Below are 15844 nucleotides of genomic sequence, written 5' to 3'. Positions count from 1 at the left end.
CACGTGAGAGGAGCCGCATCATGACGGAAACCGCGATCACGATTGCCAGCGACACGCCGCGTGCAGCACCACGTATCGACGCGGCAACAACCAACGCACGCTGGCGCGTCGCGCTGCGCGCATGCGCGTGGCATCTCGCGCCCTGGCTGCTGCCCGCACTGCTCTTCCTGCTATGGAACGTGGGTTGCGCGCGTGGCTGGATCGCGCCGCAAATCCTGCCTGCGCCGCAACGCGTTTATGAAACGTTCGTCGATCTCGCCCAGAGCGGCGAGCTTGCGCGCGATACGCTGATCAGCCTGCAACGCGTACTGCTGGGCTTCGCAGGCGGGACCGTGCTCGGCTTCCTGATCGGCGGCGCGCTCGGGCTCTCGCGCACGCTCGAAGCCTGGGTGTTGCCCAGCTTCAACGCGATCGTGCAGATTCCCGTGCTCGGCTGGCTGCCGTTCTTGTTGTTGCTCGTCGGCGTGGGCGAACCGCTCAAGTATCTGCTCATCGCTCACGCGGCGCTCGTGCCGGTCACGCTCAGCACCATGCAGGGCTTTCGGCAGACACCCGCTGCACTGGACGAAGTCGCGCGCGTATTCGCCTACACACGCTGGCAACGTATCGTGAGGCTCGTGCTGCCCGCGGCGGTTCCCACGCTCGCAACCGGCGTGCGCCTCGCCTTCACCAAGGCGTGGCTCGCGCTCGTCGTGGTCGAGCTCGTGGCGTCGTCAGAAGGACTCGGCTATCTGATCGTGTACGGCCGACAGCTCTTTCAGCTGGATCTCGTGATGGCGTCCGTGGTCGTGGTGGGCGCGGTCGGCCTCGTCATCAATCGACTGCTCGATGTGCTCGAGCGACGTTTGCGGCGCGGCACGCCATCGGCGTTCCGGGCTTGATGGTGCGGGATAGCGCCTGATAGACAACATTCGAGCAAGAGGAGAATTCGCCATGAGATTGTCGCTTGCACGCAAGGCAGCGCGTCCCGCTTGCGCCTGCGAAGCGGCCGCCGAAGCCAGGCCGCGACGAAGTGTCGATTTGCGTGGCGCCGCGCTGCCCCTCGTCGCCATTGCGCTGTGGTGGGCCTTGAGCGCCTCGCATCTCGTGAAGAGCGGCCTGCTCGTGAGTCCCGCCGATGTGATTCGTACCGCTTACGAACAGATCGAGAGCGGCGCATTGGCCCGCGCACTTTCGGCGTCGCTTGCACGCGAAGCCTGCGGCTTCGCCATCGGCGCAACGGCAGGATTCCTGCTGGGCGGCGCGTTGGGTCTCTCGCGCATCGCCGCGCGCGTCGTGGGGCCGAGCTTCGATACGTTCAAGCAGATCTCGCTGTTCGCGTGGATTCCGCTCATCTCCGTATGGTTCGGCCTCGGTGACGCCGCCAAGGTCGTCTTTCTTTCGCTCGCGGCGTTGCTCCCGGTTGCCGCCCACACTTGCGACGGCATTCACGCGGTCCCGCGCAACTATGTCGAACTCGCACAGGCGTTGCGCTATTCGCGGCTCCAGCTTGTCCGCTACGTACTGTTGCCGGCCGCACTGCCCTCCATTTTCACGGGCCTCTATCTCGCACTCATCTATTCGTGGCTCGCCACGCTCGGCGCGGAATATCTTCTCGTTGCAGGCAGCGGTATCGGCAACGTGCTGATCGACGGCAGCGAGCAATTCCGCATGGACCTCGTGCTGTTCGGCATCATCGTCGTGGGCGCGATTGGCTGGGCGCTCAATGCGCTCGCACGGCGTGTGGAGCGAACGGTGCTAGCGCGGTTGCACATCACCGCACAATGATTCGTATTGCAAATCAATTGAACCTGAGAGAAAACCAGATGAGCGCCATTGAACCCGAGGGACTCGACATTCTGCATGTGAGCAAGCGTTACGGCGCGGGTGAGTCCGCGCTCGTCGTGCTCGACGACGTGACGCTGCATGTGCGCCCCGGTGAATTCGTGAGCGTGCTCGGCGCGAGCGGATGCGGCAAATCCACACTGTTGCGCCTCATCGCCGGCCTCGACGCGGGGTATAGCGGCGCAATCATGATGCGCGGCGAACGCGTGGGCGACACCTCGCTCGAGCGCGGCATCGTGTTCCAGGATCATCGGCTGTTTCCCTGGCTCACCGCCGAACAGAACATCCTGGCGGCGCTGCGCAATGCCCCGCTTTCGGCGCGCGAGAAGCACGAAGCCGTGGCTGAGCACATCGCACTCGTGGGCCTTGCGGGTTTCGAGCGGGCGTATCCCCATCAACTCTCAGGTGGCATGGCGCAGCGCGTGGCGATCGCGCGCGGCCTCGTCAATCGCCCGCGCGTGCTGCTGCTGGACGAACCCTTCGGTGCGCTCGACGCCCTCACGCGCAGCCGCCTGCAAAACGAATTGCTGCGCATCTGGGAACGCGAACGCATCACGATGATCCTCGTCACCCACGACGTCGACGAGGCGATCTACCTGGGCGACCGTGTCGTGACAATGGCGCCGCGCCCCGGCCGCATCCGGCGCATTGTCGACGTGACATTGCCGCGCCCGCGCGAGCGCGCCGATCCACGCTTCGTGCGGCTGCGCGACGAAATCCTCGCCGACTTCTCGGACGCGACGACACCGCCCGGCGACACGTTGTTGCCCGACACCCCCGCCCATTCTTCAGGTCAATGGCGCATGGCGTGGTGAGCGTGCCGACCGACTGGTCGGTCGCGTCTCACCCCTCCTCATGAACCCGACACTACCGGCAAGACCCCGGATGGGCCAATTGCGCGCGGCGTGAGAAAATCTCTTTTCGAACGGAAACGCACGACGCGCAAGCGCCCACACAGCAAGCCCGCTTTCCCGTACTTAGCAGTCTTTTCGGCCGGTTTATCGACATATCCCGCCGGTTCGACGCCTGGATACCGGGGAGACGGCTGTCTCGTGCAACGTGGCGCGAAGTTTTCCGATCCGCAAGGGGTCGGCTCAGCGTAAACTCCCGCTGTTGCCATTCGATAGTGTCGATTCATGATAAAGAGAGAAACATCCATGCCAGACAACACCCACTCGCACGACGGTCGCTCCGATTCGTGCGGCTGCGATCTGTTACACCTGCTCGACGGCGTGGACGAATTCACTCATCACGTTTTCCCGGGCAACAAGGAGCTGTTCCACAGCCTCGCCCACAGCCAGGCGCCGCACACGCTCTTCATCACCTGCGCCGACTCGCGCGTTTCGCCGGAAATGATCACGCAGGCCAAGCCCGGTGATCTGTTCGTTTGCCGCAACATCGGCAATATCGTGCCGGCCTATGGCGAAATGCTCGGCGGCGTGTCGGCCGTCGTGGAATTCGCGGTGCTCGCGCTCAACGTGAAGCAGATCGTGCTGTGCGGCCATACCGACTGCGGCGCGATGAAGGGCCTCGCCTCGGGCGCGGAGGCCACGGCGGACATGCCCACCGTGCAGGCGTGGCTGCGCAACGCGGAAGCGGCGCGCAGCGTGGTGAAGACCCGCGGTCTGGGCGACGACCAGATCGTCCAGGCGCTCGTGGAAGAAAACGTCCGCCTGCAACTCACGCATCTGCGCACGCACCCCGCGGTGGCAGCGCGCGTGGCTCAGGGCCAGCTCGAATTGCAGGGCTGGGTCTATGACATCGGGCACGGCAAGGTCACCGTGCTGGACGAAGCACACGGCAAGTTCCTGTCGCTCGCCGAAGCGCGCGCGCGTCTGCGCAAGCGCGGCGAGGAATAACGGCCGGGCGCTGACGCGCCCACGCCCTAACGCTGGCTTTCACGCTAGCGCCGGGGCGGCGGTTCTCGCCGCCCCATCAAATCCTTCCTAGTCATTCCGCATGAACTCAGGTGCGTCCACAGCGCATTTCGGATCTTGCCGCGCGATTTTCTCAATCTACGCAATAATTCTTTTCGAATTAGGGGTTTACCCTAGGCAAAAACGCGACTACACTTGCGCCCGTACTACATGCGGCGCCCTGCCGCACAAGAAAAAAATTCCGGAGGTTGGTCGCTTATGCAGCACGTTGCCCCGCCGTCGCATCACCTGTCTCATCCCGGCTTCAATCGCACTACCGGCGCATTGCGTCGTCGCACGCTTCGCTAGTTCAGCGCGCGTGTCCTGCCGTCGCGCACGCGCCGCGGCAGGCGAACTTTCAAGGCCCACTCCGCGTCATCGCCGTTTTCATGCCGCCGTACATCGCGGCAAACGGCGCGCGCCTTAGCGCGTATAGACGCCCGGTAATGGGCTTCGCACCCGTCACGGGCCGAGCGCCCGGTTACCGAAGGAGAAGCATCCATGGAGTCCGCGCAGAACCGTCAGTCGAAAGTCGAAGTCAAGCTGTTCCTGCACCCGGAAGACCATTACCGCGCGATGGCCGCCGCGAAGTCCCTCAATCTCGCGGAACGCGAGTTCTTCGCGCTGGCGCTGCATCTGGGCGCGACCCAGATCCTGCGCCAGGCCGAAGCGGCTTAAAGCACCCTCCCTGAGCGAACCATCGCCTCAAACCGGCGACGGGTTGCGCTCGGGGAAACCCTCCTGATGCCAGTACGGGTAGACGGGGCGCACGACGCTCGCAGCGTCGAGCTTCGCCACCTGTTCGGCCGTGAGATTCCAGCCGACCGCGCCGAGGTTCTGGCGCAACTGCGCCTCGTCGCGCGCGCCGATCAGCACCGTCGCGACCGTCGGCCGCTGCAGCAGCCAGTTCAACGCAATCTGCGGCACGGTCTTGCCGGTTTCCTTCGCGATCTCGTCGATGGCATCGAGCACGCGAAAGAGGTATTCATCCGGCACCGGCGGACCCTGCTCTGACGTTTTGTGCAGACGGCTTTTTTCCGGCAGCGGCTGGCCGCGTCGAATCTTGCCGGTCAAACGCCCCCAGCCCAGCGGGCTCCACACCACCGCGCCTACACCCTGGTCGAGCCCGAGCGGCATCAGTTCCCACTCGTAGTCGCGGCCGATCAGCGAGTAGTACGTCTGGTTCGCAACGTAACGCGGATAGCCGTAGCGATCGGCCACCGCCAGCGATTTCATCAGGTGCCAGCCCGAGAAGTTCGACACGCCTGTATAGAGAATCTTGCCCGCGCGCACGAGTTCATCGAGCGTGGACAGCACCTCTTCGGCCGGTGTGCGCGCATCGAAACCATGCAACTGGAACAGGTCGATATGGTCGGTCTGCAGACGCTTGAGCGCCGCGTCGACAGCGCGCTTCAGGTGGAAGCGCGATGAGCCGACGTTATTGGGTTCGTCGTCGAAGCGGAAGGTCGCCTTGGTCGAGATGATCGCCTTGTCGCGCCGCCCCTTGAGCGCTTCGCCAAGCACCGACTCCGAGGCGCCGCTCGAATAGATATCCGCGGTATCGAACATCGTGACGCCGGCGTCGAGGCAAATGTCGATCAGCTTGCGTGCTTCGGCGACATCGGTTGCGCCCCAAGCCTCGAAGAACTCGCCTTTGCCACCGAACGTGCCAGTGCCGAAACTCAGCACCGGCACCTTCATTCCAGACGCACCCAGAAAACGGTATTCCATTTCCGATCCTCCATTGATCAAGGCGTTGACAATGAGATGCCGACAAGCGCACGAGTCTACCCGCTTCAATTCGGGCTTGCCGCGAAGGTCTCATGACGAAGGACTCACAGCGCCGCCGCTCGCCGCGCGGCTGTACAGATGCTCTTGCGTATTGGAAACTGTCGCCTTTCGCCGCGGGCTTTCTGCTTCACTATCCGCTCCGTCATATTCCGATCGGCACGAATCGTCCACATTCGCCCGCAGACCGCACATGATCCGCACCACGATGACGTTGATTCCCCTCTGCAGCGTGGAGGCGCAATGACCGCTCCCGCGCAACGTTCTTCCGGCGTCGGCTGGCTGCCGTATCTCGTCGCCGCCACCTTCTTCATGGAGTATCTGGACACGACCGTCATCGCGACGGCGCTGCCGCAGATGGCGCGCTCGTTCGGCATCGGCCCGAATAGTCTGAGCCTCGGCGTGACCGCCTATATGCTTGCGCTCGCCATCTTCATTCCGGCCAGCGGCTGGGTGGCGGACCGCTGCGGCGCGCGCACCGTGTTCTTCAGCGCCGTGGTCACGTTCACGGTCGCGTCCGTGCTGTGCGGGATCTCGCAGAACGTCGATGAGTTCGTGGCCGCGCGCATCCTGCAAGGCATCGGTGGCGCGATGATGGTGCCGGTCGGGCGCATGATCGTCGTGCGCAGCACCGAGAAAAGCAAGCTCATGCAAGCGATCTCGACGATCACCTGGCCCGCCATTGCCGCGCCCGTGGTGGGACCGCCCATCGGCGGCTTCATTACGACCTATGCGTCGTGGCGCTGGATCTTCCTGCTCAATGTGCCGTTCGGCATTGCCGTGCTCGCGGCCATCGCCGCGATCGTGCCGAACCTGCGCGGCGAACAGCGCCGGCCGCTCGACGTCACGGGCCTCGTCCTGAGCGGGACGGCGTTGACCGCCATTCTCTACGGCGCGGAGCTCGCGAGTCAGGTCGGCGAGAATCCGTGGCGCGCGTTGGCGATCGTTGCGGCGGGTGTCGCGATGGGCGTCGTCGCGTTCATGCATGCGAAGCGTCATCCACACCCGCTCGTCGACGTTTCCACGCTGAAGATTCCGACGTTTTCCGTCACGATCGTGACCGGCTCGGTCACGCGTATCGGCATCGGCGCGGCGCCTTATCTGATGCCGCTGATGTTCCAGATCGGCTTCGGTCTCTCGGCGTTCCAGTCCGGCCTGCTGCTGCTCGCGAGCGCGCTCGGCAATCTCGGCATGAAGGCGCTCACGACGCGCATTCTCGAACGCTGGGGCTTCCGGCTCGTTTCGGTCATCGATGTCAGCGTTGCGGGCGTCTCGTTGATCGCGTGCGGCCTGCTCACGCCCGGCACACCGCTCGCCCTCGTGCTGATCGTCGTGTTCGTGTATGGCATGGCGCGCTCGATGCAGTTTTCCACCCTCGCCACGCTGGCCTACGCCGATGTCGCGCAGCCGCAGATGAGCGCGGCCAGCACGCTCTGGAGTGCCGCGGCGCAGATGACCATCGGCCTTGGGATTGCATTCGGCGCACTCGCGCTGCGTGTGGCCGCGCACCTCAACGGCGAAACGACCGGCCATGTGTTCACGCTCGACGACTTCCGGCTCGCCTTTCTCGGCGCCGGCGTGCTCACGCTGATTTCGGTGTGGGGTTATGCGCAGATGGCGCGCGACGCGGGACAGAACGTGGGCGGCGGCTCGCGCAGGCAGCGCGCATAGGCAACGCCGCGCGCCCGGCAACGCGCGGCGCAACGACCGTTATTTGGAAAGACTTGCCCGCACGGTGTATTCCGGTTCCTCGCCCGCTTCGAGTTCATCGGCGTGGGCATGCGCCGCGTGGAACTCGTTGGACAGCGGCACGACTGGATAACCGTGGCGCTCCCAGGCGTCAAGGCCGCCCCTGAGCGCGCGCGCATGGTAGATGTGCTTGCTGCGCAACTGATCGACGATGCGCTTGGCCGTCGCTTCGTTCGGGCACACGCAGTACACGACGATCGGACGCCCGGTCAGCTCGGGCGAAAGTTCTTCGCTCGAGTCGAGATTCAGCGGCCGCGCGCCGGGAATCCGGTAGGCCTCTTTCTCGCGCACGGTTTGCGGCCGCGCGTCGAGCACGATGGGCGGCGCACTCGATTTCATCATCTCGTCGAGCTGATCGGGCGAAATGCGATGCGTGGCGAGCCAGTGGCGGAACTGCATGCGCCGCAGCCAGCGCCAGGCGAGGAAGATGACGCCCGCCACGGCGAGCACGTCGAAGATCGTCATGCCGTTCGCGCGCACGAACGCCGCGAAACGCACGATTTCGGCATGCAGCGCCGCGCCGCCGAGCAACCAGGTACCCGCCCACAACGCTGCGCCAACCGTGTCCCAAAGCAGGAAGACGTGCACCGCCACCGTCGTCGTGCCGAGCAGCGGCGCGGAAATCAGGCCGAGCCCCGGCACGAACTTCGCCACCGCGAGAATGGGCGCGCCGTAGCGCTCGAATACATTGCGCGCGATGCGGATGGTGGTGTCCAGCGACAGCGAAAAGCGCACGAGCCCGTTGAGCAGACGCCGCCCGCGCTTGCGGCCAGCAGCGAACCACAGCGAATCGGCGAGCAGCGTGGCAATCACGGCCGCCGCCAGCAGGCTCCCGTAGGATGTCTCGCCGCCAGCCGCCATCGTGCCCGCAAGAATCAGCACCGGCGCGGCCGGCACGGGCACGCCCAGTTGCGTGACAAGTACGCTGAGAAAGACCGCTCCGGCGCCGAAATCGGGTGGAATCGCGGTGGGGAGCGTCAACATTTGGATAGCCTGCACGCAGGGATGTTCAGGTAAGGAAACATGGCGCGCATACCGCGCCGGCCGAGGGTGGAGATTACCCCAACGTGCCGTTCCTTGCTTACGTTGACGCAAGCCTCACTACGGCATCGCGCATGACGATCCGGCCCCGCTGCCGGCGCTTTCGCGCTCATGCGAAACGATGCTAATCTCATCAAACTTGCCCTTTTTGGCCGTTTACCGTTAAGAAACATGCGTTACTGGCATCTCGATCGACCGAGGCAGGCAGGTCAATTCGACCTTTCGCGCGTCACCAGCCTCGTTTCGGCCATCGGTCGCGACGACGCCAACGCGCTCGCCGCCGAAGTGCTGAACATGCTTGGCCCGGCGACTTCGGTCACACAGTGCACCGTGTTCGCCTACGAACTCGGTAACCGGCCACGCACGGTTTCCGTGGCCGATCATCGCGGCGGGCGCTTTCTGCGCGACGTCGCCGATACCTACGCGCGCCTCTTCTACGCGCTCGACGGCAATCAGCAGATCGTCACGGGTGGTTCGGCCGACAAGCCGGGCTCATCGCTCGTGCTGCACTGGCAAAGCAGCGCGGACATCGCGCACGACGGTTACCGCACCGCGTGCTACGCCACGCCCAATGTGTCCGACCGGCTCTCGCTGCTGCTGCAGCCGGCCGCCGATATCTGGCTTTCCGTGAACCTGTACCGCGAAAGCGACGCCGGAAATTTTCAGCCGGCCGAAGTCGAACTGGTCGAATCGCTTGCGCCGCTGATCGGCGAGTCGGCGCGGCATCACTATACGATTCGCGGGCAGAGCCAGCTCGGCATTCCTCAGATGATGCTCGCGCGCCTGCGCGGGCTCTGCCCCACGCTGTCCAAACGGGAACTCGACGCCCTGCGCGGCGTGCTCGAAGGACGCAGCGCGGTTGAAATCGCCGAATGCATGGGCGTGAAGCCCAGCAGCGTCGTGACTTATCAGAAACGCGCGTATCAGCGGCTAGGCATCTCGAGCCAGCGGCAGCTTTTTGCGCTTTGTCTCGCGACGGATCAGGGTTAAACCACCGCCGCCGCGCGCGTGAAGTAGAACGCCCGCGCATTTGCCGCTCACCTCCCCTCCGTAAGCCCCCTGTACCCAAATTGAGGACAGCGGGCCGCGCCTCGCGCTCCATACTGCCTTCATCGCCAGTGCCTCTTTTCGGGGCAAGCCGGCAAGAACAAGATTTTCGTATCGGAGACGCATTCACCATGAGCGCCGGATTCAAACCCTATCCGTTCGAGGCGAAGCAGTACGCCGCCCGCCTGCCCGAACTCGAAGGCGACGGCAGCAGTGCCCGTGAAGCGCAACGCCACGCCGTGACGATCGTCGGCGGCGGCCCGGTGGGCCTCGCCATCGCGCTCGGCCTCGCGAAGCACGGCGTGCGTTCAGTGCTGATCGAAGCCGACGAATCGGTCTGCTACGGCAGCCGCGCAATCTGCATCTCGCGCCGCAGCCTCGAAATCATCGAGCGCCTCGGCGCGCTCGACGGCTTCCTCGCCAAAGGCCTGCCGTGGACGGGCGGCCGCAGCTTCTATCGCAACGACGAAGTGCTGCACTTCACGATGCCGCAGGACGAAAACCAGAAGCTGCCGCCGATGGTCAACCTCGCGCAGTACCACATCGAGCAGTTCCTGCTTGACGCTGCCGAGCGCCACGCCGACCTCATCGACATTCGCTGGCGCACGAAAGTGACGGCCCTGCAGGACGACGCACACGGCGCCACGCTCACGCTCTCCTCGCCCGCAGGCGACTACACCGCGCAGACCGACTGGCTCGTCGCCGCGGACGGCGGCCGCAGCACGGTGCGAGATGCGCTGGGCCTGAAGCTTCAGGGCACGAGCTACGAGGGCCGTTACGTGATCGTCGATATCCTGCTCGACAGTGCGCGGCCCACGGAACGGCTCGCGTATTTCGACCCGGCGTCGAATCCAGGCTCGACCGTTCTCGTCCACAAGCAGCCCGACAACGTGTGGCGCATCGACTATCAGTTGCGCGACGGCGAGGACGCCGACGAAGCGATCAAGCCCGAAAACGTCATGCCGCGCGTGCAGAGCCTGCTCGACATGATGGGCGAGAAAGCGTCGTGGTCGCCGGTCTGGATCACGATCTACAAGGCCAACGCACTCACGCTCGAGCGCTATCGCCACGGCCGCGTGCTGTTCGCCGGCGACGCGGCGCACCTCGTACCGATCTTCGGCGTGCGCGGCGCGAACTCGGGCATCGACGACGCCGACAATCTGGCGTGGAAACTCGCCTATGTCGTGAAGGGGCTCGCGAGCGACGCGTTGCTCGACAGCTACTCCGACGAGCGCGTCTACGCCGCGCACGAAAACTTGAGCTACGGCACCAAGAGCACGGAGTTCATGGCGCCACCGTCGTTCGCCTTCGATCTGATGCGCACCGCCGTGCTGAGCCTCGCGCGCGAGCACGCCGCCGTGCGCTCGCTGATCAATCCGCGCCAGACTTCGGCCATCGCCTACACGGCCTCGCCGCTCAATGCGGCCTCCGACGCATTCGCGAACGGTCCGGCGCCGGGCATGGTGCTGCCCGAATGCCCGCTCACGATCGTCGATCAGGCGGGCGCGAGCGTAGGCCACGTGACCGACTTGATCGCGCCATGCTTCACGGCGTTCTACTTCAGCGAGGATGGCGCGACGCCCGCCCCGATCGCCGCGCTCGAAACGACGCTGGCCGCTCGCGCGCTGCCGTTCGCATTGGTGCCGCTCGCGCAGCGCCAGAGCGCCGACGCCCCGCGCCGCAGCGGCTGGGACCACACGGGACGCCTGTTCCCGATGTACGACGCGCAGCCCGGCACGCTTTATCTCGTGCGCCCGGACGGCCACGCGCTCGGCCGCTGGCACGGCGACGCCGGCACGGTAGCCGCGCATGCGCTCGCCGCCCTCGACCATGCGCTGTGCGCCTGAGCGCTGGCGCAATCAAGTACAGATGGAGAAAGCCATGACCGACAGCGAACTCGACACCGTCTACACGCACTTGTGCAAGACCATGACCAATCTGGGCGAAGCCAACGGCCCGCTCTTTCTCGCACGCTTCGCGCTGCTTGCGATCGAGCGGATCGGCAACGCGCAAACCTGCGTCGGCTTGATCGATGCGGCGGGTGAGACCGTTTCGGCGGCCGCGCCAGAATAAAGGGAAACGCAGCGCCTCAGCGCTGCGTCGACTGCACGAGCCGCGCGAGGCGCGAGCGGTTGCTGACACCGAGTTTCTGAAACGAACGATCGAGATGGGTGCGCACGGTCGTGTAGGAAATGCCTAGCCGCTCGGCGATCTCCTTGTCGAGCAGCCCTTCCACCACGAGCGCGACCACGTCGCGCTCGCGCCGCGTCAAGCGGCTGATCGCTTCGTTATCCGCGGCGGAGGCGTCGCCCGGCGCCGGCTGGATCTGTCCTGCCTGCGCGCGCGAGCGTGCCAGCGCGGCCATGAAAGCCGGGCGCACCAGATCGAACAACACCAGTTCCCGATCGGAAAAATGTTCGCGCCGCTTGCCGCGCCGAATGCGCAGATGATCGAAATTCGCTTCGCCCGACCAGACGAACAGGTCCGCGCCCGCATGCAGGCCATCGGCGCGCAGCACTTCGAGCAGGCGCCGCCCCACCTCGAGGCGCAAGGCGCCCTCCGGCAAGTTATGGTCGGCCAGCAGCTTGAAGACGTCGGCGATCAAGGCGAGTTCGCGGCTCGTCAGGTCCATGCTCGGGTGCGATGAGAAGTGGGCGCGTGCCTCGCTTGCGTGGCAGCGCAAACGTCAGAGCTTAATGACCCCGCCTGACGAATTCAAAATGCGGTCTGACTGTGAAGCTGTGAAGCGGAATGCCGGAAAGAAAATGGGGCGGCAAACGCCGCCCCAAGAAAAACACACGCCGGCAAAGGGCTGTCTTCCGCCGGAGGTTGCATAGTACGCGATGAATAACGGAGCGGCATCCCCAAATTTGAGGACAAACGCTCATGTCATGCAAACTTCTGCCACCCCGTGCGAGGTTGCCGATGCGAAATGGTTTGCTTTCATGCGCGGCGCATGGTTTCGCATCGGCGTCGCGGTTTTACTGGATCAAGCGCGACACGCCACGGCCGCGCGGATCGGAAACCGCGTCGGGCGTATCGCCGTTGATACGGATCGCCTGAATGTCACCGTTGAAGTCCTGGCCCTTCAGCACGTAGCCCTTCGCCTCGACCTGCTTGGCGAGTTCGCCGTCGATCGGCTGGTACGGCTCCCAGAAAATCGTGTTGGGCGGCAGCAACTGATGGTGGAAGCGCATCGCCGCCACGGCTTCCTTCAACGGCATGTTGAAGTCGTAGTTGTTGTTGATGACCTGGAACACCGACGTGAAGATGCGCGACCCGCCAGGCGTGCCGATCACGAGCGCCACCTTGCCGTCCTTCGTGAGGATGGTCGGCGTCATCGACGACAGCGGACGCTTCTTCGGCGCAATCGCGTTCGCGTCGCTGCCCACCACGCCGAACATGTTCGGCACGCCAGGCTTGGACGCGAAATCGTCCATCTCGTCGTTGAGCACGATGCCGGCGCCCGGCACGACCACGCCCGAACCGAAGTAGCCGTTGATCGTGTAGGTGTTCGAGACCGCGTTGCCCCACTTGTCGACCACGGAGAAGTGCGTCGTTTCCGCCTTCTCCGGCATCGAGGTACCGAGGCCCGGCTGCACGCTCTTGGTGTCGGAAGGCTTGTCGGGATCGACTTCGGCGACGCGCTTCGCGAGGTACGCGTCGTCGGTGAGCTGCGCGACCGGCACCTTGTAGAAGTCGGGGTCGCCGAGATATTGCGCGCGATCCGCGAAGACGCGCTTCTCGATCTCCGCGATCAGGTGGATGTACTGCGGCGAATTGAGCGGCACGTCCTTGAATTGCGGCGCGAGCATCGCCTTCATCTTGAGTAGCTGCACGAGACCCACGCCACCCGAACTCGGGGGCGGTGCGGTGATGATTTCATAGCCGTTCCACTTCGCCTCGACCGGCTGGCGCCACACGGCCTTGTACTCCTGCAGGTCGCGCTTCGTGATGAGGCCGTGGCCCTTCATCGAGGCGGCGATCAGGTCAGCGGTCTTGCCGTCGTAGAAGTCCTTCGCACCCTGGTTCGCAATGCGCGTGAGCACATTGGCGAGATCGGGCTGCTTGAACGTCACGCCTTCCTTCAGGTTGCCGAAGTATTCGTCGAAATTGGTCTTGCCGGCGAAGTCCTTCGCGGCGTCGTCGCGACGCTTCGCGAGCTGCTCGTCCACGACGAAGCCGTCGCGCGCGTAGGCAATGGCGGGGGCGAGCACCTTCTTCCACGGCAGTTTGCCGAAGCGCTTTTGCGCTTCCCACATACCCTCGACCGTGCCCGGCACGCCCACGGCGTCATAGCCGAACAGGCTCTTGCCCGGGATCACGTTGCCCTTGTCGTCGAGGTACATCGTACGCGTGGCGGCGAGCGGCGCGCGCTCGCGATAGTCGAGGAAGTACGGCTTGCCATTCACGTAGAGCGTCATGAACCCGCCACCGCCGATGTTGCCGGCTTCCGGGTATGTCACGGCAAGCGAGAAGGCAATGGCGACCGCTGCGTCGACGGCGTTGCCACCCTCCTTGAAGATCTGCTCGGCGGCGTCGGCCGCGTACTTGTCGGCAACGGCCACCGCAGATGCGTTGAGGACCGCAGGGCGTTGCTGCGTATCCTTCGCAAAGGCCGGCGTGACTTCGAGGAAGCCCGTGGACAAGGCGGACAGCGAAAGCAGTGCGAGAGCGGCAGCGGAAATTTTCGTTTTTTGAACCAGCTTCATTGAGTTCACCCCATGATTCGGTTTGTTGACCTACCTACCTGATACCTGCCTTGGCCTTATAGCACGCCAGGAAAACGTTTGCGATCCGGCGATCCGCTGATTCCGCTGCTGTGCAAAACGAACGTTGCGTCCTGAATCAAGCCTTGCCGCGCCGGCCGCGCGCAATTTCTTCTCCCGCATTCGCGGGCAAGCGCATCGTCACCGGAATCGACGCCACCGAAAAGAGCCCGACCACGAGAAACGCCGGCCAGAAATCGGACCAGACAATGGTCGAATGCCCTTGCACACGATGCGAAATCTGCAGCACGAGGCCCGCAATCGTCACGCCGAGGCCGAGCGACACCTGCTGGATCACGCTTGCCACGCTCGTGGCGCGGCCGATGTCGCGCGTCGGAATATCGGCATAGGCGAGCGAGTTAAGGCCGGTGAACTGCAGCGAAGGAAAGATCCCGCCCGCAAGCACGATGACCCAGATGAGCCACACCGGCATGCCAGGCGAAAACGAGCCGCATATCGCGATGGCCGTTCCCGCGAGCACTGCGTTGACCATGAGCGTGCGGCGAAAGCCAAAGCGCCCGAGCACGCGCGAAACGATCGCCTTCATGAAGATCGAGCCGAACGCCGAAGCGCAAGTGATGGCGCCTGAAGCGAACGCCGTCATGCCGAGCCCTTCCTGCAGTGCGAGCGGTAACAAAAAAGGTACGGCGCCGAGCCCGATGCGAAACAGCGACCCGCCGGCCACGCTCGCGTTGAACGTGGGAATGCGCAGAAATTTCAGATCGAGCACGGGGCGCTCGACACGTTGCGCATACAACCAATAGGCCGCGAGCAGCAACGCGCCGATCACGCACATCGTCACCGCCGTGCCAGTGGCGACGAGCTCGCCGCCCACGAGCGAAAGGCCGAGCATGAAGAGCGACGCCCCACCCGCGGAGAGCACGAAGCCAGCCCAGTCGAGCCGCCCCGGATGCTCCTCGTGCATGTTCGCGATATGCCGGTTCGCGAGCCAGATGCCGAGCACGCCAATCGGAATGTTGATGAAGAAAATCAGCCGCCAATGCAGATACGTGGTGATGAACCCGCCAAGCGGCGGCCCCACGACAGGCCCGAGCAACGCGGGCACCGTGAGATAGTTGACCGCGCGAATGAAGTCCGACTTGGGCAGCGAGCGGAAGATGATGATGCGGCCCACCGGCACCATCATCGCGCCGCCAATGCCCTGCACGAAGCGTGCGGCCACGAACATCTCGAGCGACCTCGAAGCCGCGCACAGGATCGACCCCGCCATGAAGATGCCGATGGCCGTGCGAAACACATTGCGCGAGCCGAAGCGATCAGCCACCCAGCCGCAAATCGGGATGAACACGCCCAGACCGATCACGTAGCTCGTGACGGCCAGCTTGAGTGTGATGGGGTCCTGGCCGAGATCGCGGGCCAGTGCGGGAAGCGAGGTGACGATGACCGTCCCGTCCACGTTCTCCATGAACATCGAGCACGCGACAATGAGCGGAACGATGAAGGTGCCGAGGGCTAATGGCATGGGCAGAAACGACGATCAGCGCGGCTGATGGCGTAAAGCTGCCATTATGGCCCTTGTTGCGGAAAACGGGAACCCGGCAACAGATGAAGCGGTGCGCTTTTGCAGGTGCGGCAGGAAGCCAACGCGCGCGCAAAAGCAAAAGCCGCGAAGTCCACCGCCGCGTTCAACCGGCGACAGACCTCGCGGCCTATATCAGCAATGAGCGTCAGGCAATCAGCGCCGATGCG

At 64.5% G+C, this 15844-nt stretch carries 14 protein-coding genes; 9 read left to right on the top strand and 5 right to left on the bottom strand.

The window, feature by feature from the left end; genetic code table 11:
- The first annotated feature begins 20 nt into the window (after positions 1-20).
- The 5 genes from JMY28_RS10080 to JMY28_RS10060 all read left to right on the top strand — a co-directional run bounded on the left by JMY28_RS10080 (position 21) and on the right by JMY28_RS10060 (position 4418).
- A complete protein-coding gene (locus JMY28_RS10080; RefSeq protein ID WP_201695755.1) occupies positions 21-881 on the top strand; it encodes an ABC transporter permease in 861 nt (286 codons plus the stop codon).
- A gap of 52 nt (positions 882-933) precedes the next feature.
- On the top strand, positions 934-1767 hold the full coding sequence (locus tag JMY28_RS10075) for an ABC transporter permease (RefSeq protein ID WP_201695754.1): 834 nt from the start codon (positions 934-936) through the stop codon (positions 1765-1767).
- Between the two features lie 38 nt (positions 1768-1805).
- Positions 1806-2639 carry an ABC transporter ATP-binding protein gene (locus JMY28_RS10070; RefSeq protein WP_201695753.1) on the top strand — a complete coding sequence of 278 codons (834 nt, stop codon included), beginning with the start codon at positions 1806-1808 and terminating at the stop codon, positions 2637-2639.
- A gap of 342 nt (positions 2640-2981) precedes the next feature.
- The gene (locus tag JMY28_RS10065; RefSeq protein ID WP_201695752.1) at positions 2982-3683 is read left to right on the top strand and encodes a carbonic anhydrase; all 702 of its coding nucleotides are present in this window, start codon (positions 2982-2984) and stop codon (positions 3681-3683) included.
- A gap of 558 nt (positions 3684-4241) precedes the next feature.
- Positions 4242-4418 (top strand): hypothetical protein, encoded by a 177-nt coding sequence (locus JMY28_RS10060; RefSeq protein WP_201695751.1) that lies wholly within the window; start codon positions 4242-4244, stop codon positions 4416-4418.
- A gap of 27 nt (positions 4419-4445) precedes the next feature.
- Here the strand turns inward: JMY28_RS10060 and JMY28_RS10055 are convergent, their stop codons facing one another.
- A complete protein-coding gene (locus JMY28_RS10055; protein WP_201695750.1) occupies positions 4446-5471 on the bottom strand; it encodes an aldo/keto reductase in 1026 nt (341 codons plus the stop codon).
- Between the two features lie 300 nt (positions 5472-5771).
- On the opposite strand from JMY28_RS10055, the gene JMY28_RS10050 reads away from it, so the two are divergent.
- Entirely contained in the window at positions 5772-7199 is a 1428-nt protein-coding gene (locus tag JMY28_RS10050; RefSeq protein WP_201695749.1) for a DHA2 family efflux MFS transporter permease subunit, read from the top strand.
- A gap of 39 nt (positions 7200-7238) precedes the next feature.
- Here JMY28_RS10050 and JMY28_RS10045 read toward each other — a convergent pair whose 3' ends face one another.
- Positions 7239-8261, bottom strand: a complete 1023-nt coding sequence (locus tag JMY28_RS10045; RefSeq protein ID WP_201695748.1) for a VTT domain-containing protein — start codon at positions 8259-8261, stop codon at positions 7239-7241.
- 228 nt (positions 8262-8489) lie between these two features.
- Here JMY28_RS10045 and JMY28_RS10040 point away from each other — a divergent pair, with 228 nt between their 5' ends.
- The 3 genes from JMY28_RS10040 to JMY28_RS10030 all read left to right on the top strand — a co-directional run bounded on the left by JMY28_RS10040 (position 8490) and on the right by JMY28_RS10030 (position 11438).
- Entirely contained in the window at positions 8490-9308 is an 819-nt protein-coding gene (locus tag JMY28_RS10040) for a helix-turn-helix transcriptional regulator (RefSeq protein ID WP_201695747.1), read from the top strand.
- Positions 9309-9496: 188 nt separating this feature from the next.
- Positions 9497-11212 carry an FAD-dependent oxidoreductase gene (locus tag JMY28_RS10035; protein WP_201695746.1) on the top strand — a complete coding sequence of 572 codons (1716 nt, stop codon included), beginning with the start codon at positions 9497-9499 and terminating at the stop codon, positions 11210-11212.
- Positions 11213-11246: 34 nt separating this feature from the next.
- Positions 11247-11438, top strand: a complete 192-nt coding sequence (locus JMY28_RS10030) for a hypothetical protein (RefSeq protein WP_201695745.1) — start codon at positions 11247-11249, stop codon at positions 11436-11438.
- Between the two features lie 16 nt (positions 11439-11454).
- On the opposite strand, the gene JMY28_RS39420 is transcribed toward JMY28_RS10030, so the two are convergent.
- The 3 genes from JMY28_RS39420 to JMY28_RS10015 all read right to left on the bottom strand — a co-directional run bounded on the left by JMY28_RS39420 (position 11455) and on the right by JMY28_RS10015 (position 15617).
- A complete protein-coding gene (locus JMY28_RS39420) occupies positions 11455-11997 on the bottom strand; it encodes a helix-turn-helix transcriptional regulator (RefSeq protein WP_328809390.1) in 543 nt (180 codons plus the stop codon).
- A 349-nt stretch (positions 11998-12346) separates the two neighbouring features.
- On the bottom strand, positions 12347-14077 hold the full coding sequence (gene ggt / locus JMY28_RS10020; RefSeq protein ID WP_201695744.1) for a gamma-glutamyltransferase: 1731 nt from the start codon (positions 14075-14077) through the stop codon (positions 12347-12349).
- A gap of 136 nt (positions 14078-14213) precedes the next feature.
- Positions 14214-15617 (bottom strand): MFS transporter, encoded by a 1404-nt coding sequence (locus JMY28_RS10015; RefSeq protein ID WP_201695743.1) that lies wholly within the window; start codon positions 15615-15617, stop codon positions 14214-14216.
- Positions 15618-15844: the final 227 nt, after the last annotated feature.

It is taken from the genome of Paraburkholderia hiiakae (assembly GCF_904848665.1).
Classification (GTDB): Bacteria; Pseudomonadota; Gammaproteobacteria; order Burkholderiales; family Burkholderiaceae; genus Paraburkholderia; species Paraburkholderia hiiakae.
The sequence above is the reverse complement of the archived record's forward strand: the minus strand, read 5'-3'. Positions and strand labels throughout refer to the sequence as shown.